The 19,213-nt window shown below is 68.6% G+C and carries 14 protein-coding genes and 1 pseudogene; 12 read left to right on the top strand and 3 right to left on the bottom strand.

Annotated elements, in window-relative coordinates; genetic code table 11:
- Both AB0305_RS19245 and AB0305_RS19240 read left to right on the top strand, forming a co-directional pair.
- A partial coding sequence (locus AB0305_RS19245) for a pyridine nucleotide-disulfide oxidoreductase (protein ID WP_366173684.1) occupies window positions 1–1,107 on the top strand: 1,107 nt, incomplete at its 5' end.
- Window positions 1,108–1,196: 89 nt separating this feature from the next.
- Window positions 1,197–2,186, top strand: a complete 990-nt coding sequence (locus AB0305_RS19240; protein WP_364133587.1) for a DNA topoisomerase IB — start codon at window positions 1,197–1,199, stop codon at window positions 2,184–2,186.
- Window positions 2,187–2,207: 21 nt separating this feature from the next.
- On the opposite strand, the gene AB0305_RS19235 is transcribed toward AB0305_RS19240, so the two are convergent.
- Window positions 2,208–2,933 carry a DUF1206 domain-containing protein gene (locus AB0305_RS19235; RefSeq protein WP_364134652.1) on the bottom strand — a complete coding sequence of 242 codons (726 nt, stop codon included), beginning with the start codon at window positions 2,931–2,933 and terminating at the stop codon, window positions 2,208–2,210.
- A 337-nt stretch (window positions 2,934–3,270) separates the two neighbouring features.
- On the opposite strand from AB0305_RS19235, the gene AB0305_RS19230 reads away from it, so the two are divergent.
- Window positions 3,271–3,810, top strand: coding sequence for a hypothetical protein (locus tag AB0305_RS19230; RefSeq protein WP_364133584.1), 540 nt, complete (start codon window positions 3,271–3,273; stop codon window positions 3,808–3,810).
- Window positions 3,811–3,969: 159 nt separating this feature from the next.
- Here the strand turns inward: AB0305_RS19230 and AB0305_RS19225 are convergent, their stop codons facing one another.
- The gene (locus tag AB0305_RS19225; RefSeq protein WP_364133581.1) at window positions 3,970–5,412 is read right to left on the bottom strand and encodes a PucR family transcriptional regulator ligand-binding domain-containing protein; all 1,443 of its coding nucleotides are present in this window, start codon (window positions 5,410–5,412) and stop codon (window positions 3,970–3,972) included.
- A gap of 160 nt (window positions 5,413–5,572) precedes the next feature.
- Here AB0305_RS19225 and AB0305_RS19220 point away from each other — a divergent pair, with 160 nt between their 5' ends.
- From AB0305_RS19220 to AB0305_RS19185, 8 genes are all read left to right on the top strand, one after another.
- Window positions 5,573–7,003, top strand: coding sequence for a gamma-aminobutyraldehyde dehydrogenase (locus tag AB0305_RS19220; protein ID WP_364133579.1), 1,431 nt, complete (start codon window positions 5,573–5,575; stop codon window positions 7,001–7,003).
- A gap of 69 nt (window positions 7,004–7,072) precedes the next feature.
- Window positions 7,073–8,437, top strand: coding sequence for a 4-aminobutyrate--2-oxoglutarate transaminase (gene gabT / locus AB0305_RS19215; protein ID WP_290256034.1), 1,365 nt, complete (start codon window positions 7,073–7,075; stop codon window positions 8,435–8,437).
- A 771-nt stretch (window positions 8,438–9,208) separates the two neighbouring features.
- On the top strand, window positions 9,209–9,802 hold the full coding sequence (locus AB0305_RS19210) for a hypothetical protein (protein WP_364133576.1): 594 nt from the start codon (window positions 9,209–9,211) through the stop codon (window positions 9,800–9,802).
- Entirely contained in the window at window positions 9,799–11,148 is a 1,350-nt protein-coding gene (locus tag AB0305_RS19205; RefSeq protein ID WP_364133573.1) for a glycosyltransferase family 2 protein, read from the top strand. The genes AB0305_RS19210 and AB0305_RS19205 overlap by 4 nt, the downstream gene beginning before the upstream one ends.
- The gene (locus AB0305_RS19200) at window positions 11,138–12,940 is read left to right on the top strand and encodes a polysaccharide deacetylase family protein (RefSeq protein ID WP_364133571.1); all 1,803 of its coding nucleotides are present in this window, start codon (window positions 11,138–11,140) and stop codon (window positions 12,938–12,940) included. The genes AB0305_RS19205 and AB0305_RS19200 overlap by 11 nt, the downstream gene beginning before the upstream one ends.
- Before the next feature lie 58 nt (window positions 12,941–12,998).
- Window positions 12,999–14,786: a polysaccharide deacetylase family protein gene (locus AB0305_RS19195; RefSeq protein ID WP_364133568.1), complete on the top strand. Its 1,788-nt coding sequence runs from the start codon at window positions 12,999–13,001 to the stop codon at window positions 14,784–14,786.
- A gap of 164 nt (window positions 14,787–14,950) precedes the next feature.
- Window positions 14,951–16,546 carry an endo-1,4-beta-xylanase gene (locus AB0305_RS19190; RefSeq protein WP_364133565.1) on the top strand — a complete coding sequence of 532 codons (1,596 nt, stop codon included), beginning with the start codon at window positions 14,951–14,953 and terminating at the stop codon, window positions 16,544–16,546.
- Between the two features lie 130 nt (window positions 16,547–16,676).
- A complete protein-coding gene (locus tag AB0305_RS19185; RefSeq protein WP_290256028.1) occupies window positions 16,677–17,549 on the top strand; it encodes a universal stress protein in 873 nt (290 codons plus the stop codon).
- Window positions 17,550–17,561: 12 nt separating this feature from the next.
- On the opposite strand, the gene rarD is transcribed toward AB0305_RS19185, so the two are convergent.
- Window positions 17,562–18,494, bottom strand: coding sequence for an EamA family transporter RarD (rarD, locus tag AB0305_RS19180; protein WP_364134649.1), 933 nt, complete (start codon window positions 18,492–18,494; stop codon window positions 17,562–17,564).
- Window positions 18,495–18,801: 307 nt separating this feature from the next.
- Between rarD and AB0305_RS19175 the strand changes: the two are divergent.
- Window positions 18,802–19,213 (top strand): annotated as a pseudogene (locus AB0305_RS19175) (pyridine nucleotide-disulfide oxidoreductase); the annotation flags it as partial.

The following is a 19,213-nucleotide window of genomic DNA, read 5'->3' as shown; positions in this document are numbered from 1 at the left end:
AAGGACGCGGACCTGAACATTCCGGGCATCGACCTGGAGGGTTCCTTCGGCGGCGCCGACTTCGTCTCCTGGTACGACGGGCACCCGGACGTGCCGCGGGAGTGGCCGCTGGAGGCCAAGGAGATCGCGGTGATCGGCAACGGCAACGTGGCCCTGGACGTGGCCCGGATCCTGTCCAAGCACGCCGATGACCTCCTGGTGACCGAGATCCCGGACAACGTCTATGAGGGTCTGAAGGCCTCCCCGGTCACGGACGTGCACGTCTTCGGCCGTCGCGGCCCGGCCCAGGTGAAGTTCACCCCGCTGGAGCTGCGCGAACTCTCGCACTCGAAGGACGTGGACATCGTCCTGTATGCGGAGGACTTCGAGTTCGACGAGGCCTCGGACGAGGCAATCCAGTCCAACAACCAGATCAAGACCATGGTGGGCACGCTGACGAACTGGATCGCCGAGCAGCCGGAGGACCTGTCCGAACTCACGGCGTCCCGCCGGCTGCACCTGCACTTCCTGCACAGCCCGGTGGAAGTGCTCGGAGACAAAACAGGCGACGCGTCGGCGCCGGGCCGCGTAGCCGGGGTCCGGTTCGAACGGACCGAACTCGACGGCACGGGCAACGCCCGCGGCACCGGCGAGTTCGTCGACTACCCGGTCCAGGCCGTCTACCGCGCCATCGGCTACTTCGGCTCGGCCCTCCCCGAGGTGGACTTCGATCACAGCAAGGGAGTGATCCCGAACGACGGCGGCAGGGTGCTGGACGCCGCGGGCACCCACGTGCCGGGCCTCTACGCCACCGGCTGGATCAAGCGCGGCCCGGTGGGCCTGATTGGCCACACCAAGGGCGACGCCCTCGAGACCATTACCCTCCTGCTCGAGGACTGGGTAACCCTGCCGGCCGCCCCGGCACCCGCCCCGGACGCCATCGTTGCCCTGCTGGAAGGCCGCGGCACCGGCTTTACCACCTGGGAGGGATGGCTGGCGCTGGATGCCCACGAGCGGGACCTGGGCGGCCGCGCTGCGGACACGGGCCTCCGGCGCGAACGCATCAAGGTGGTCCCCCGTGACGAGATGGTGGAGATCTCCCGAGGCGGGGTGGCGGCGCAGGTCTAGGGAACACCGCGTCCACAGTGGCGGCATTCCGGGCAGATAGTCAGTAGGCTTACCGTCATGAATGCACACTCGACGCTTGGGCCGCTCCGGTGAGGCTCCGCCGCAGCAACGCCTCCGGCCGCGGCTACCGGCGCGTGCCCTCCGGTTCCGGGTTCAGCTACAAGGACTTGGACGGTTCCACCATTCCGCCCGGGGAGCTCCGGGACCGGCTGGAAGGCCTCGGCATCCCGCCGGCCTGGACGGACGTCTGGATCGCCCCGTACGAGAACGGGCACATCCAGGCCACGGGTGTGGACGCCGTCGGCCGCCGGCAGTACATCTACCACCCGACCTGGCGGGAGCGGAAGGACCGGGTGAAGTTCGATCGGTCGCTCCAGCTCGCCGAGACCCTGCCCTCCGCGCGGCGCGGGGTCACCCTGGACCTCCGGTCCGAGGGCCTGACCCGGGAGCGGGTGCTTGCGGCTGCCTTCCGGATGCTCGACAGCGGTTCGCTGCGGGTCGGCTCGGAGCGCTACACGAACGAAAACGGCAGCCACGGCCTCGCCACCCTGCTCTGCGCCCACGTTACCGTCCGCAAAAACGAGCTGCGCCTGACCTTCCCGGCCAAGAGCGGCAAGACCTGGGAGTCCCGCATCGACGACGCCGACCTGGCCGCCGTCGTCCGCTCGCTCAAGCGCCGCGGCGGCAACGCCCGCCTCCTCGCCTACAAGAACGGCCGCAGCTGGCACCCGGTGACGAGCGCCGAAATCAATGACTACGTCAAGGAGCGCACGGGCGGGGACTTCACCGCCAAGGACTTCCGGACCCTCCGGGGCACCGTCGCGGCCGCGGTGAGCCTGGCCAGGAGCGGTCCGCAGCCCAAGGTCTCGGCACGGAAGCGGGCGGTGAGCCGGGCCATGGTGGACGCCTCCGCTGTCCTCGGCAACACGCCCTCGATCGCCCGCAAGAGCTACGTCGACCCGCGGCTGCTGGATCACTTCGCCGCGGGGGAGACCATCGACCCCAAGCGGCTGGACTCGGCCGAGTCTGAGATCCGCGCCCTGCTCTACCAGGAGGGCAACGTGGTGCCGCTGCGCTGAGGACCGGCAGCCCGGTCCGGGCTACATCCTCCCGAAGCGGGCCCGGATCAGGGCGAACAGGCCGTAGGCGATGAAGCCGGCGCCGATGGCCAGCAGCAGGAACGGGCCGAACGGATGGTGCTGGAGGGCCTTCAGGCTCCCGTCCAGCCCGGTGGAGGAGGCGGGGTCATCGGTGACCTCGGCCATGACGAACAGCAGGCCGGTGAGGATCAGGGCCACGCCCTTCGCGACGTGCCCGGCCACCCCCAGGCCGCTGATCAGGTGGCCGCGGTGGGTGCCCTCGAAGTGCCGCAGCTCCTCCTTGAACTTCTTGCCCAGTCCCTTGACCACGAAGTACACGCCGATCCCGCCGACGGTCAGGCCCAGACCGATCAGCAGCGGGCCGCCGAGTGGGCGGCTCATCAGGTCCTCGCTGAAGGCGGCCGTGGTATCGCCCGAGTCGCTGCGGACCCCGATCGCGAAATTCGCAAAGGTCCAGCCCACGCTGCCGTAGGCCACGGCCAGGAATCCGGAGGAGACCAGCTTGCCCAGGCGCTCCCCGCGCGGCAGGTGCCGGGCCCGCAGGGTGGCCTCGCTGAGCTGCCACAGCGAGAGACCCGCGCAGCCGATAAACCCGGACCACATCACCGCCGGGCCCCACGGGTTGTCGGCAAGCTGTTCGATGGCGCCGGTCGGCTCGGCCTGGCCGGGCGCGCCCAGGACCAGGGCGACGGCGATCGCGCCGATGACGATGTGCAGCAGGGCCATCACCGCGAATCCCCAGCGGGCCACGACGTCGAGCACCCGGCTGTTTGAGGCGGCCTCGGCCACGTCGACGGCTCCCTCGAGTCCGCCGTCGGCGTCCGGCTCCGCGCCGCCGCCGCGCACCCCGTCCGCCCGCTGTGTCATGGCCCTGAGTTTACGCGCCGGGAGGGTTCACGCCGGACGCCGCCCCCGGTGGCCGGCCCGCGTCCCGACAGACCCCGGGCCACCGCCTGTCCCGGACTTCACACTTGTTGGTAAGTGTGCTTACTATGTGCTGGGGCATGGTTGAACCTTGGCCGTGCCGGCCCGGACCCGCAGACAGACGATAGGACAGCTCATCATGGCAGGAAACCTCGTTGCACGCTCCATCCACGACTTGACCGCAGGCGCCTGGTTCGGCGGCTCGCTGATGGGCGCGATCGGACTCAATGGCGCCACCGCGGAGGCCAAGGACCCTTCCGAGCGCACCCGCCTCTCCAGCCTCGGCTGGAAGAAGTGGGCCCCGTACCAGACCGCCGCCTTCGGCGCGCACTTCCTCTCCGGCCTGGCCATCATGTGGGAGAACAAAGGCCGGATGGCCAAGCAGGACGGCGTCACCCGGCTGAGCATCTACAAGTCGATCGTGACCGCCGCCGGTGCGGGCGTCACCCTCTACGCCGGCATGCAGGGCGCCAAGGTGGAGAAGCTCGCCGCCGAAGGTGCCGAGGGTGCCACCGAACCGAAGCCGGGCGCCTCCGAGGAACTCCGCTCCGCACAGCAGCAGCTGAAGATCCTGCAGTGGGCAATCCCGGTCTTCGCTGGCTGGGTGATCGTCCTCGGCGCCAAGCACGGCGAGATGCAGCGGCCCAAGAACGTCCTCAAGGGCCTCGGCCGCTCCTAGCCGCTCAGCAGTACCTTCCTTCCACGGCACCACCACGGCGGGGTCGGACCCGGCTCGGGAACCTTCCCGGCGCCGGATCCGGCCCCGCTGTGCTGTGCAGGCAGGCGTCGATCCGGCGGCGTCCGGACCGAAGAACGGCCAGGCGGTGGAGCGTGGGCTTTAGCGCGGGTGGCGGGCGCTGAGCCGCTGCACGGCCAGGGCCAGCCAGAGCTGGACCCGGTCCGCGGTCTGGGCCGGGTCGTACCCGGTCAGGTCCGTGATCTGGGCCAGGCGGTAGCGCACCGTGTTCCGGTGCAGGGTCAGCTCCTCGGCCACCGCGGCCACGGAGCCGTTGTTGTTCAGGTAGCTCTCCAGTGTTGTCATCAGTTCCGCCCCGTGCGCGGCGTCGAATTGCCGGAGCGGGTTGAGAGACTCGTTGGCCATGTCCGCGAGCGGGACGTCCTCGCTGGCCAGCAGGAGCGAGGTCAGGCTCAGCCGTTCGGGTTCGTTAACCGGAAGCCCGTGGCTGGCAGCCTCGCGGGCCTCGAAGTAGCTCCAGCGCAGCCCGTTCGGTTTGGTGTACGCCCCGCCCAGTCCGATCGTGGCGTGTATACCCGCCTCGGCCAGGTGGTCGCTGAGGTTGCGGGCCAGGGCGCTGGCGCCGCTGCCGTCGTCGGCGACCACCACCACCAGATCCTTGCCCACCACGGCGGTCACGGCGGCACGCAGCGGCTGCGGCAGCGAGGAGCTTCCCAGCTGCTTGGCGTGGGCAGGCGACTCCGCCAGCAGCACCACGTTTTTGCGGGTGCTGTCGACGCCGATCCCGGCGAGCCGGCGGGCGGCCTCGGTGGGCTCGAGCGTGCCGTGGATGACATCCTCCAGCACCTGGCCGGCGAGGGCCCGCTGCGCCTGCCGCTGCTTGACCATGTTGTTCAGTTCGACGCTGATCAGGTTCTGGGCGTAGCCGATGATCCCGGTGTCCTCGAAGGGCTGTTTCACCCAGAGGGTGCAGGCGTCCCGGCGCCCGGTGGGGATCGGGTAGGACGCCCAGCCGTCGGTGCTGGGGGAGGGGCCGCCCGGGGCACTGTTGTACAGCTCCGCGGTGAACTGGGTCAGGACCAGGTCGGTGCGCAACATCGTCCCGAGGTGCTTGAGCAGTTCGGCCAGGCCGCCGCCGGTGAGCAGCGCCCTAGCCAGGATCTGGTGCCCGGCAATGAGCCGCTCCAGCTTGGCGTAATGGTCCGCGGACTGGGCGTCCGCCACCAGCTTGCCGATGGCGATGAACGGCGTCTCATAGGGAACTTCCACCACCGGCAGCCCCCAGCGGTTGGCCTCCGCCACCAGGGCCGGCGGGACCGTTTCGTGGGTGAGGCCGACGCCGAAGCCGATCCCCACCGCGCCGGCCCGCTGCACCTGCCGCACGAAGCGGCGCTGCTCCGGGGCGGACCGGAGCCGCATGCCCGTGGTGAGGACCAGTTCCCCGCCGTTGAGGAAGCGCTGCGGGTCCTCCTGCTCGGTCACCGCCACCCAGTGGATGTCCTGGTGCCAGGTGGTCTCGGCCAGGCCGGCCTTCGTCAGCCGCAGGGACGGAACCCCCAGCAGGGCGGCGAGAGAAATTGCCATGGATTCAGGATAGCCGCGTGCTGGTCAGGCGCACTAAAGTGCCGCCGGGCCGGTGTGCAGCTGCCTATTCCACCCCCAAGCACCCTGGCATAGGCTCGGACCAGTCACCGATCCCCTCATCCCTGCCTGACCCAGGCCAGCACGAAAGAGGTTGTACACCGTGGTTCAAACCTTGCAGAACTTCATCAACGGCGAGTTCGTCACGCCCGCCGGTACCGGCATGCTGGACATCGTCAACCCCGCCACCGGCGAGGTGGTGGCGAAGTCCCCGATCTCCGTGCAGGCCGACGTCGACGCCGCCATGACCGCCGCGAAGGATGCCTTCGCCAGCTGGAAGCACGTCACCCCGGGCCAGCGGCAGCTGATGCTGCTCAAGCTCGCCGACGCCGTCGAGGCCAACAGCGACGAGCTCGTCGAGGCACAGCACCGCAACACCGGCCAGGTCCGCTCGCTGATCGCCGCCGAGGAAGTCGCCGCCGGCGCGGACCAGCTCCGGTTCTTCGCCGGGGCCGCAAGGCTCCTCGAGGGCAAGTCCGCCGGCGAGTACATGGAAGGCCACACTTCCTTTATCCGCCGCGAGCCGATCGGCGTCGTCGCCCAGGTGGCCCCGTGGAACTACCCGTTCCTGATGGCCATCTGGAAGATCGGCCCCGCCCTGGCCGCCGGCAACACCGTGGTGCTCAAGCCCTCCGACACCACCCCGGAATCCACGCTGGTCCTGGCCCGCCTCGCGGGCGAAATCCTCCCCGCAGGCGTGCTCAACGTGGTCCTCGGCACCGGCGAGACCGGAGCCATGATGGTCGAGCACAAGGTCCCGGGCCTGGTCTCCATCACCGGCTCCGTCCGGGCCGGCATCGCCGTCGCCTCCGGCGCCGCGAAGGGCCTCAAGCGCGCCCACCTGGAACTCGGCGGCAAGGCCCCCGCGATCGTCTTCAAGGACGCGGACATTAAGAAGAGCGCAGCGGCGATCGCCGAGTTCGCCTTCTTCAACGCCGGCCAGGACTGCACCGCCATCACCCGCGTGCTGGTCGAGGATTCCGTCCACGACGACGTCGTGGCCGCCATGGTGGAGCACACCAAGACCCTGCACACGGGCTCGCAGAACGACGAGGACAACTACTTCGGCCCGCTGAACAACGTCAACCACTTCAACGCGGTCACCTCCGTGGTGGAGAACCTGCCGGAGAACTGCCGGATTGAAACCGGCGGCCACCGCGCCGGGGACAAGGGCTTCTTCTTCGAACCCACCATCATCACCGGCGCCAGGCAGACCGACGACATTGTGCAGAAGGAAACCTTCGGCCCGGTCATCACCGTGCAGAAGTTCAGCAGCGAGGCCGAGGCGATCGAGCTGGCCAACGACGTCGACTACGCCCTCGCCTCCAGCGTCTGGACCACAGACCACGGCACCGCGATGCGCGTCAGCCGCGACCTGGACTTCGGCGCGGTCTGGATCAACACCCACATCCTGCTCACCGCCGAGATGCCGCACGGCGGTTTCAAGCAGTCCGGCTACGGCAAGGACCTCTCGATGTACGGCGTCGAGGATTACACCCGGATTAAGCACGTCATGAGCGCGCTCGACGCATAACGCTGCTGCCTAGCGCTGTCGCATAACGCAGGCTCCTGCCGACCACTTCACCCTGAGAAAGGCCCCGCAATGACCACCACCGCCAACGAACTCACCTACCGCCTGGAGCAGAAGCGCCGCGTGCAGGCCGACTTCCCCGGCCCCAAGTCCGTCGCCCTGACCGAGCGCCGCAAGGCCGTCGTCGCCTCCGGCGTCGCGTCCAGCGTCCCGGTCTACGTCGCCGACGCCGACGGCGGCATCATCCAGGACGTTGACGGCAACTCCTTCATCGACCTCGGCTCCGGCATCGCCGTCACCAGCGTGGGCGCCTCCGACCCCGCCGTCGTCGGCGCTGTGAAGGAGGCCGTGGAGCACTTCACCCACACCTGCTTCATGGTCACCCCCTACGAGGGCTACGTCGCCGTCGCCGAGCAGCTGAACCGGCTCACCCCGGGCGACCACGAGAAGCGCACCGTGCTGTTCAACTCCGGCGCCGAAGCGGTCGAGAACGCCGTCAAGGTGGCCCGCCTCGCGACCGGCCGCGACGCCGTCGTCGCCTTCGACCACGCGTACCACGGCCGCACCAACCTGACCATGGCGCTGACCGCCAAGGCCATGCCGTACAAGACCAACTTCGGCCCGTTCGCGCCCGAGGTTTACCGCATGCCGATGAGCTACCCATTCCGCGAGGAGAACCCGCAGATCACCGGCGCCGAGGCCGCCAAGCGCGCTATCACCATGATCGAGAAGCAGATCGGCGGCGAGTCCGTGGCCGCGATCATCATCGAGCCGATCCAAGGCGAGGGCGGCTTCATCGTTCCCGCCGAGGGCTTCCTGCCGGCCCTGGCCGCCTGGGCCAAGGACAAGGGCATCGTCTTCATCGCCGATGAGGTCCAGTCCGGCTTCTGCCGCACCGGCGAATGGTTCGCCGTGAACCACGAGGGCGTCGTCCCGGACATCATCACCATGGCCAAGGGCATCGCCGGCGGCATGCCGCTCTCCGCGATCACCGGCCGCGCCGACTTGCTCGACGCCGTCCACCCGGGCGGCCTCGGCGGCACCTACGGCGGCAACCCCGTGGCCTGCGCCGCGGCACTGGCCGCGATCGGCTCGATGGAGCAGTACGACCTGAACGCCCGTGCCCGCCGCATCGAGGAGCTCGCCACCGGCAAGCTGCGCGAACTCGCCGCCGAACTCGGCGAGGGCTCCGTGGTGGGCGACATCCGCGGCCGCGGCGCCATGCTTGCCGTCGAACTGGTCCAGCAGGGCTCCAAGGAACCCAACCCGGAACTGACCAAGGCGGTTGCCGCCGCCTGCCTCAAGGAGGGCGTCATCATCCTCACCTGCGGCACCTACGGCAACGTCATCCGCCTGCTGCCCCCGCTGGTCATCAGCGATGAACTGCTCACCGACGGCCTGGAGGTCCTTGCGGCCGCCATCAAGGCGCACGCCTAAGCGCTCAGCCTCAGGTAAATCGGCCGGACGGCCGGCCCGGTTCCTAAGCCGGGACCAGTAAGCACCCGGCAGCAGTACCCGTTCGAAGCAGCACCCCCGCATCGCGGGGGTGCTGCTTTTTTGTTTCCCCTCCGTCGCTCCGGCCCCTTGGGCACCACTCACGGGCCCCGCCGGAGGCTGGCCGGGTACTAAAGGCCCTAGCGCGCGTAGCAACAGGTAGTCAGCGGGAAATACCCATGTCAGAGCCGCATTTCGGTCCGCGTAGCCCCGGGCCGCCGACTACTCAGACCGGGGCCGGCGGGGGACCTTTGCCTAGGTAATCACTCGGTCCTTTTTGTAGTACCGGCTACTCGTGTTCGCCTTCCGGCCGCCTCCGTACCGTGGAAGTGAAGAAAGGGCCGGCAGCCAATGCTGGCTGGCCCCTATGAGGGGAGTCGCCATTGAAAACCTCATCACAACTCAATCCCCGGCGAGGGACCCGGGGAACGCAGGGGAGACCTCCTGCCTGACACGGCACCCACGGCCCAGGCAACCGGAGCTTAGTCCGGTTCACTCCGCTACCGCGGACCGGCCACCACCCTGCGTTAGCGCGCCCCGCTACCGGAACCCACTCTGTTCCGGCGGGGAATGCACCGTGCGCGGCCACCGCGCCATGGACGTCAACGATGCCGATCCGTGGGGGCCGTGGCACCAACTTTTGCACGAGAGAGGGGACATGCAAATGATTCAGCTTCAACTTACCCAGAGTCCAGAAGCCCCGGGAGTCCGGGCATGACCGCCGCCATTGCCGTGACCACTGCCATCGCGGTGCCCGCGGAGACGACCTTCGGCCGGGACGGGGCGCTGTTCGAGGCTCTGCTGGCCTTCGTCGCGCAGATGAGCCTGGTGCTGTGGGCGCTCGTGATCTTCACCGTCCTGATCCGCTTCGTCGGTATCCGCGTGTACCGCCGTGCCGCCCGGCACGGTGCCACACGCCAAGCCGCCGTCGTCGCCCCGGTGGACTCCCCGGCGGACCTGCTGCCTCCGGCGGTTACCGCCGTGATCGACGCAGCCGTCGACGCGGCCCAGCCTGCGGTCTCCGCCGTGATCGACGCCGCTGTTGACCTGATCCAGCCGCCCGAAGCGCGCCCGGCCACCGTCACCGACGGCATGGCGGCGGTGGGGGCCGCTTACCCGCCGGAGGACCCGCGCGGAGGGGCCGTGCCGCCCGCCGTGCCGGCGCCCTTCCCCGCGGTTCCCGCCCTGGCAGCGCACGGGGCCGGTCCGGCCATCACGCTGCCTTACAGGAGGCCCCGCGACCGGCACGCCACGGCCCGCACCGATGAGCATCTCCCCGCCATGTCAGTGAGGGCAGCGAAGCCGTGAGCCTGGATATGCCGCTGCTGACATTCTGGCTGTTCGCCGGCGTCAGCATCCTGTACGTCATGCACTTCGGCCTGTACCTGGTCGGCGCCAATTTCTACGACGTGTGGCAACAACGCCGCAAGGCCGTCCGGGCCGTCCGCCGCCGCGTCGACTTCGAGCCGGAGTGCGCCGCGACGGCCACCTGGACCCGTCGTGCGGCGCCCGAAGTCCCGGGGCTGGTCTCGATCGTCGTCGCCGCCCACAACGAGGAAGCCGTCATTGTCCGGACCCTGGATTCGATCGGACGCAGCCTGTACCGCTCCTTCGAGGTGATCGTGGCGGACGACGCCTCGACCGACCTGACCGGCCGGCTGGTCCGGGACTACCAGGTGCGCCACCCCGGCATGAACCTGCGGATCGTGCGCATGCACCACAACGTCGGCAAGGGCGCCGCCCTGAACGCGGCGCTGCGCCGGCACGCCCGCGGCCAGTTCGTCATGACCCTTGACGCGGACTCGATCATTGCCCCGGACGCCATCTCCAACGCCCTGGCCTATTTTGAAGACCCCTACGTGGCCGGTGTTGCCGCCAACGTCAAGATCCTGGAAGAGACCACGGCGCTGGGCATCCTGCAGCGCTTCGAGCATATGATCGGCTACCGCTCCAAGAAGCTGTACTCCCTGATGAACTGCGAGTTCGTCGTCGGCGGAGTGGCCTCCACCTACCGGATGCGGGTGCTGCGGAAGGTGGGCTTCTACGACACGGACACCCTCACGGAGGACATCGGCCTGAGCGAGAAGGTCACCAGCCTCGGAAACCGCCGCTTTCGCCTGGTCTACGGCTCCGACGTCGTAGCCAAGACCGAGGGCGTCATGACCCTCCGGGCGCTGGCGAAGCAGCGCTACCGCTGGAAGTACGGCAGCCTGCAGAACCTGATCAAGTACCGCGGCATGATCTTCAACCCCAGCCGCCGGTACACGCGGACCCTGACCTACTACCGGATGCCGATGGCCCTGCTGAGCGAGTTCACCCTGCTGATCTCCCCGCTGGCGTGGACCTACGCCGTGTACTGGTCCCTGGTGACCCGCACCCCGGCGCTGGTCCTGGGCGCGTACCTCACCATCACCGCCTACACACTGATGACTATCTGGCTCGACGAGAACCTCAGTCCCCGCGAGCAGATCCGGCTCACCATCTACGCGCCCACCGCCTATTTCCTGTTCTACATCATGGACCTGGTTCAGTTGACGGCGGCGGTCCGCTGCATCGTCCGCTCCCGGGGCCTGTTCCGCCGTCCTGCAGTGAACACGTGGAAGTCGCCGCAGCGGGCCGGGAGTACGACGGCGGTGGTAGCCCATGGCACGTAGGCGCCCCTGGATCCTGAGGCTGCTGCTGAACCCCCTGGTGGTCATCGCGGCGGTGGTCGCCCTCGTGGCTGCCGGCTGGATGATGTACACGGGCGCGACCAACGGCATCGCCCAGGCCCGCCCGGGTGCGAACCTGCTGCCGACGCTGGCGCGCACTGCGGGCGGCGCCGCCGGATCTGTCTCCGGAACGGCTGCCGCGTTGCCCACCGCTGGCTGGACCGTCAACCACAGCGGGGACGCCAAAACCTCCCTCGACGTGACCGACGGGCAGGTGATCGGCCAGGCGCTGAAGCTGGACGTCACCAGCTACGCCTCGGGCGACATCACGCTGACCAGCCCCCGCGTCAACGTGGACCCGGGCAAAACCTACCTGTTCAAGGCGTATGCCGCCAGCGAGGCGGATTTCACCCTGCTGGCCCGGCACCACCACGCCGACGGCTCCGCCACCCTGGAACAACTGCGCAACCCGCTGCAGAAGCCCGGCAATTCCCCGTTCACCGTCAGCGACGCCTTCGACACCAACGACAAGACCACGGCGGTGGAGTACGTCTTCCGGATGGCCTCCAAAGGCACCCTCCGGGTCGAGGGTGCCTACCTGGAGGCGGCCGACGATGTCCGTGTCCCGCCCGCGTCCCCGGCCGGACCGAACCTGATTCCCCCACCCGGCCCGGCCGGGCCCCAGCCCGGCGACGCCGACGGCTGGGCCCCCTTCACCTACGGGGCGCTGGCCATGCAGTCCGGCCGTGGCGTGGACCAGGACGGCAGCTACTTCTGGACCCGCATCACTAATTACCAGAACGGCGAGGGGAAGTGGCAGTACCCGCCGGTGACGGTGGCCCCGGACCGGTCTTACGAATTCGGGGCGAGCTACCGGGCCGACCGTGAGGTGGACGTCGTGGCGGAGTTCGAACTGGCCGGGGGCGGACGCATATTCCGGAACCTGGCGACCCTGCCGCCGGCCGGGGAATGGACCACGCTCCGGGACGTCGTCCAGGCCCCCGCCGGAGCCGCGTCCGTGATGGTCACGCTGATTTCCCACGCCAACGGGAACACCGCGGTGCGTGGCTACACACTCAAGGACATCACCCGGCCCGGGCCGCTGCGCTGGAGCCAGCCGACGGTTTCCCTGACCTTCGACGACGGCTGGCAGTCGGTGTATGACCGGGCTCTTCCGCTGTTGAACAAGCACAACTTCGTCTCCACGCACTACATCAACGCCAGCTCCATAGAGACGCCGAACTTCATGACCGCGGCCGAACTCCAACAATTGCACCGCTCCGGGCATGAGATCGCCGCACACAGCTACCAGCACGTCGACCTCACCTCCATCGGTACCGCCCAGCTGGACGAGCAGCTGCGTAAGAGCGAGGACGGGCTGGCCGCGGCCGGCCTCGCCACCGACGACCTTGCCCCTCCGTATGGGCGGATGGATCCACAGGTCCAGTGGTACGCAGGGAAGTACTTCAACGTCATCCGCGGCACCGACGACGGCATCAACACCCGGCAGAACCTCGACCCCGAGGACCTGAAGGTCCTCTACGTCACCGACGAAACCACGCCGGAAACCCTCAAGGAAGCGCTCGCCGAGACCAAACAGGCCAACGGCTGGCTCATCGTGGTCTACCACCAGATCTCGGCTCCCGATTCGTCGGGCACCCAGGAACACACCATCGCGGCGGACCGCAGCACCATCACGAGCGACGCCCTCACCACCCAGCTCCAGATTATCGCCGACAGCGGCATTCCGGTGCAGACGGTAGCGAAGGCGTTCATGCAGCTGCAGGGACCCTGACCGCCGTCCGGCGGTGCGGCCCTGCAGCTGAGGTCACCCAAGAGATACGGAGAAATTCATGACCAGAACCAGATCCGGCTTGGCGCGGGGGCGCGCCTTGCTGATGACCGTCGGGGTGGCGGTGGGGGCCATGGGTGCCGCACTGCTCACGCCCGCCGTGGCTAACGCCGCCGTGGACAACCCTGCGGCGACTCCGCTCGTGTCCTTCACTTTCGACGACAGCATGGCAAGCGCCATCACCCAGGCCGCCCCCACGCTGCAGAAGTACGGGCTCACCGGCACCAGCTACGTGATCACCAACTGTGTCGGAATGACGACGGCGCCCAACACCTGCCGGGCGAACACCGATGTCCCGTACATGACGTGGGACCAGATCACGCAGCTGCAGAACACCTACGGCTGGGAAATCGGCTCGCACACCGTGGACCACCAGTGCCTGGTCAGCGTCGGCAATGACTGCCAGGCCACCAAGCTCACCGCCGCGCAGGTGGAGGCCGAGCTGGCCAACAGCCGCTCCGCCCTGGTGTCGCACGGCTTCAATCCGACCGCGTTCGCGCCGCCCTACGGCGACTACGACATGTCGGCCCTGGCCCGCATCGCCAAGTACTACAGCTCGATGCGCGGCTTCGCGGACACCGGCAACAACCCCTGGCCGCTGGGGGATTACCTGCTCCGTGACGTCCCCGTCCAGGAGGTCACCACCCCGGTCTCGAACCTGAAGGCCCAGGTGGACGCGGCCATCGCCAACAAGACGTGGGTGATCTTCACTTTCCACGACATCCGGCCCTCGCCCAGCCAGGTCCCGGACGACTACCAGTACGGCACCGCCGAACTGGACCAGCTGGCCGCGTACGTGAAGACCAAGGTCTCCGCGGGCCTGATCAAGAACGTCAACGTCAGCAAGGGCCTGGTCAACGGCAGCCCCAACAAGCTGCCCAACGCCTCGTTCAACAACGGCATCGCCGACGGCTGGACCACCGATGCTCCGACCGGCATCACCGCCGACTCCGGTACCAACGGCAACTACCCGGACGCGGCCAAATCGGTGAAGCTGGTCTCCGGCACCACCTCCCGCCACCTCTTCTCGCCCAAGGTTCCGGTCACGCCGGCCACGAACTACATGTTCAAGGCGTACCTCAACGTGGCCGCGATCAGCAGCGGTGAAGTGGGCTTCTACGTCGACGAATACAACTCCGCCGGTCAATGGATCTCCGGGCAGTTCCGTAAACGGGAGAACACCAGGTGGGTGGAGTCGATGAACTTCACATACACGCCAAGTTCCACCAGCGTCGCCTCCGCCAGCCTCCAGGTGTACGTCACCGGGACCGGCATCACGGCCTACGTGGACAACATGCAGATGTTCGCCCTCGGCGCCGAAACCGCCCCGCCGCCTGCCACCAACCTCGTGGCCAACGGCACCTTCGACGCCGGCATCAGCGCCGGCTGGACCACCGACTCGGCCACCACCATCCTGGCCGACGCCGCCAACCACGGCAGCCCCGCCAACCCGGTGAACTCGGTCAAGATGACGGCCACGACGGCGAACAAGCACTTGTTCTCGCCGCAGGTCGCCGTCAGCGCCGGAACGTACAAGATCGCCAGCTACCTCAACGTCACTGCACGGACCAGCGGTGAGGTGGGCTTCTACATCGACGAGTACAACTCCGCCGGCCAGTGGATCTCCGGCCAGTACAAACTCGGGGTCACCGCCGGCGGTGTCACCAACGTGGACCTGACCTACTCGCCGAGTACGACGTCGGTCGCCAAGGCGAGCCTCCAGGTCATCGTGCAGGGGAACTCCGCAATCCAGGGGTACTTCGACGACGTGCGCTGGACCAAACCGTAGAGCCTCTGCCCGGTGCACGAGGGCTGCGCGCCGGGCACAAAGAGAGTAGAAACGAAAGGACGATTGGAGACGCAATGGGCGGGCGCCGGGCATCACGGTTGGTGGTGCTGGCGTCCGTCCTTGCCTTTGCCGCGGGGTGCACGCCGCCCGCCCCGAAACCCGACGTGACCATCGACCTGCTCCGCCAGGACTGGGGACACACCCCCGGCATCACGGCCGACGGCGGCGCCCTGCAGGTCTCCGCGCTCCAGCGGACCATCGTCGAACAGGACGGCTCCGGTGGCCAGCCCAACCCGCCGGTGAACCTCGCCGGCACCCACCTGGAGGCGGCCGGGGACTTTACCCTCGCCGCCACCTTCACGAACATCGGCACCGACGCGACGTGGACCGTCTACAACCAGCCGCCGATCATCGCCGACGAATTTAGGGTCGAACCGGCCTCCCTCCGGCTCACGCTCCAGGGATCGGACCTGCACATCGCCGTGTTCGACGGGAAACAAAAGAAGGACGTGACCCGGCCGGCCCCCGTGCACGACGAGACCGTCACGCTCAAGGACCCCGCGGCCGCCCTGACGGTCAACCGGTCGGGGGACACCCTGAAAATCCTCAACGGCCCGGACACCCTCTCCTCCCAGCCGCTGGCGAACATCTTCTCCTCCGGCAGCCTCTGGTTCGGGTTCTCCACGGGAGCGGGCAGCTTCGAGGTCACCTCGCTCACTGCGACGGCGCCCGCGTCCACCGGGCTGCGGGCCTCCGGCGCCGCGGTGGCCGGCGACGGCTCCGCCCCCGGCGGCCTGCAGGCGCTCGCCGCCAAAATCCGGCCGGACTTCCGGATCGGGGCCGCCGTCGCCCTGGGACCGCTGACGGGGGACCCGGACTACGCCCGCGCGTTCGCCGGCAACTTCGGCGCGCTCACCCCGGAAAATGCCATGAAGCCGCAATTCCTGTCCCCGGCGCGCGGGCAGTACACCTTCGAGGAGGCCGACGCGATCCTGGCGATCGCGCAGAGCAAGGGAATGGCCGTGCACGGGCACACCATCACCTTCTCCGAGGCACTGCCGCGCTGGATGCAGGACCTGCCCAGCGGGACCGACGCCGAACGCCGCGCCAGCGCCGGTGCCCTCCTGGACTACGTGAATACCGTGGTGACCCACTTCAAGGGCCGGCTCGCCTCGCTCGACGTCGTCAATGAGCCCTTCGACGTGGACCAGGGCACCAGCATGCAGAAGAACGTCTGGTACCGGGTGCTCGGCGCCAACTACCCGGCCGTCATCTCCAAAGCCGTGTTCGCCGCGGACCCGGACGTCCGCCAGTACATCAACGAGAACGGCGCCGATGTCCCCGGCCGCCGGCAGGACGCCCTGCTCAAGCTCGCCCTGGACACCAACGCCGCGGGCGGCCACATTTACGGCGTCGGCCTGCAGGCCCACATCTACGACCTGAAAACGGACGCCATCTCCGCGGCCGATCTCACCAAGACCCTCGGCAAGTTCGGCGACGCCGGGCTGCGGGTGCGGATCTCGGAGAACGACGTCACCGACGGCAAAGGCAAGCAGGCCCAGGCCGAGCAATACGCCGCCGTCCTCTCCACCTGCCTGCGCTCGCAAACCTGCGTTTCCTACACGACCTGGGGCGTTGACGACCGCTACGACTGGCGGATCGAGGACGACGGGAGCCTGCAGCAGGGCCACGATTTCCTGTTCGACGGCGGCAAACCCACCCCCGCCTATGACGCGCTCCGCAAGGTCCTGGGCGGCTGAGCCTCAAACCTCCCGCATCCGCGCATTGCTGGGCTAGAGTCGTGCCAACACTGCAGGTATGCAGGCCGGCCAGCGCAGCCCGGAATCCCGGGCGGATGCCCGGTCCTGCCCGGACCCACAAGGGGTACACATGCGATACATCGTCGGCTACACCCCCAACGACCGCGGCGCTGACGCCGTCGCCCTCGCCTCCGCCATGGCCCGGGCCCAGGGCGCCCACCTGGACCTGGTCCACGTGGTGGACCGCAACACCCCGTACGTGGCGCTGAACCCGCAGGGCAACCGCGTCAGCGCGGCGGAACAGTCGGTGCTCACGGCGGAGCGGCAGGGCCTGGCCCTCGTCCCGGAGGGGCTGCAGGCCCGCTTCCACGTCCGGCAGGCGGAGTCCTTCGCCGCCGGACTGATCGACGCCGCGAAGGAATACCGGGCCGGCCTGATCGTGGTGGGCGCCGCCGGCAACGGCCTGTTCAAGAGGTTCAGCATCGGCAGCGTGGCCAACGCCCTGCTGCACGCCTCCCCGGTGCCGGTGGCGCTCGCTCCCCGCGGGTACCGGCGCACCGAACCCGTCAGCCGCCTCACCCTCGCCGTGGGCCAGCGCACCGGCGCGGAGGCGGCGATCGACGTCGCCATCGAATCGGCCGAACGCCGTGGCGTGCCGCTGCGGCTGGTCTCCCTGGTGGAGCTGGACGCCGAGGGCGACGGCGGCGAGAACGTCAACGCGGCCCACGTCCACGCCAACACGGTCCTGAGGGCGGCCGCCGAACGGCTACCGGAGGGTCACCACGTCAGCGTCGAGGTCGCCCACGGCCGGACCATCGAGGAAGCCATCGACGACCTCGAATGGGACGACGCCGAAATTATGATTGTCGGGTCCTCACGGCTGGCGGAGAAGAACAAGCTGTTCCTCGGCAGTACGGCCAACAAGGTCCTGCGCGCCCTGCCGGTTCCGATGGTCGTGGTCCCGCGGGACTACGTCCGGATCGACAGCAGCCCGGAGGACTAGGTCTATTAACAACTAGGCGGCGGCGCGGGCGCGCTTCCGGGTCACCGCGTTCCTGCGGGCGGCCCGGAGCATGTCCGCCGTCAGCAGCAGCAGCGCTAACCAGACGACGCCGAAGCCAACCCAGCGCTCCGGGGTCATCGCCTCCTTGAAGACCACCAGCGCCACGATGAACTGCAGCACCGGGGCGAAGTACTGCAGCAGCCCGATGGTGGTCATCGGCAGCCGCCGCGCGGAGGCGCCGAAGAAGAGCAGGGGCACGGCGGTGATCACGCCCGAGGCGGCGAGCAGCCAGAAGTGGCCGGAGCCGTTGCTGGTCAGGGTGGCGGCACCCGTGACCGCCAGGACCACCATCGCCACCGCGGCGATCGGGGCCAGGACGAACGTCTCCACGCTGAGGCTGGTGAGGGCGTCAACGCGCGGGCCCACCCGCTTCTTCACGAAGCCGTAGAGGCCGAAGCTGAAGGCCAGGGTCAGCGCGATCCAGGGCAGCTTGCCGTAGGAATACGTCAGGACGCCGACGGCGACGAAGCCCACCGCCACCGCCGCCCACTGCAGCGGCCGCAGCTTCTCCTTCAGGACGAAGACGCCCAGCAGCACCGAGACCAGCGGGTTGATGAAGTATCCCAGCGACGTCTCCACGGCCTGGCCGGTGGTCACGCCGTACGTGTAGGTCACCCAGTTCACCGCGATCAGGCCGGCCGCGAGGGCCAGGGTGCCGAACACGGTGCGGTTGCGGAAGGCGGCGCCGATGGCGGGCCACGCGCGGGACACGGTGATCAGCAGCGCACAGAACAGGAGAGACCAGACGACGCGGTTGGCGACGATCTCGACGGCGCCGGCCGGGTTCAACACATAGAAATAGAGCGGGAGCAGCCCCCACAGCCCGTACGCGCCGATGCCGAAGAGGATGCCCGTCGTCGTTTCCTTGTCCGCTGCCTTGTCCATGACCGAGCGCGTTGCCGCCGGGCCGGGACCGCTGCCGCGGGCGACGCCGTTCACTGCGGGGGAAGCGTCTCCCGAAGAGGTCAGGGCGGTGGGAGCGGAGGATCCGTCGGAAGTAGGCACAGGAGACATAACATCACCTCCGCGGACCCTATTCCTCCCGCCGGGCCGTGTCCGGGACTCCGCCGCACTGCGACGTCCATCACGCCCGCTCCCGTTTTCCGGGCCGGGAGCGGGCGCGGGCATCTAGAATGGAAGACTGCGCGCCGCATCGTGCCGGCGCATCCGCCAAGAGTCAGAAGGGTTCCCGGTGTCCAACTCGGCCGAATCACCGTCCAATCGTCCCCTCCGCGTCGCCATCATCGGCGCCGGACCGGCCGGCGTCTACGCCGCGGACATCCTGACCAAGTCGAACCAGGTCAAGGACGGGGACCTTGAGGTCAGCATCGACCTCTTCGAGGCTTACCCTGCGCCCTACGGCCTGATCCGCTACGGCGTGGCCCCGGACCACCCCCGGATCAAAGGCATCGTCAACGCCCTGCACAAGGTCCTGGACCGGGGCGACATCCGCTTCCTCGGCAACGTCACCTACGGCCGCGACCTCACCCTTAGCGACTTCCGGGCCTTCTACGACGCGGTCATCTTCGCCACCGGCGCGATTAAGGACGCGGACCTGAACATTCCGGGCATCGACCTGGAGGGTTCCTTCGGCGGCGCCGACT

The organism is Arthrobacter sp. NPDC080086 (assembly GCF_040702285.1).
Note: the sequence above shows the minus strand (reverse complement) of the source record. Positions and strands in the feature narration are given on the sequence as shown.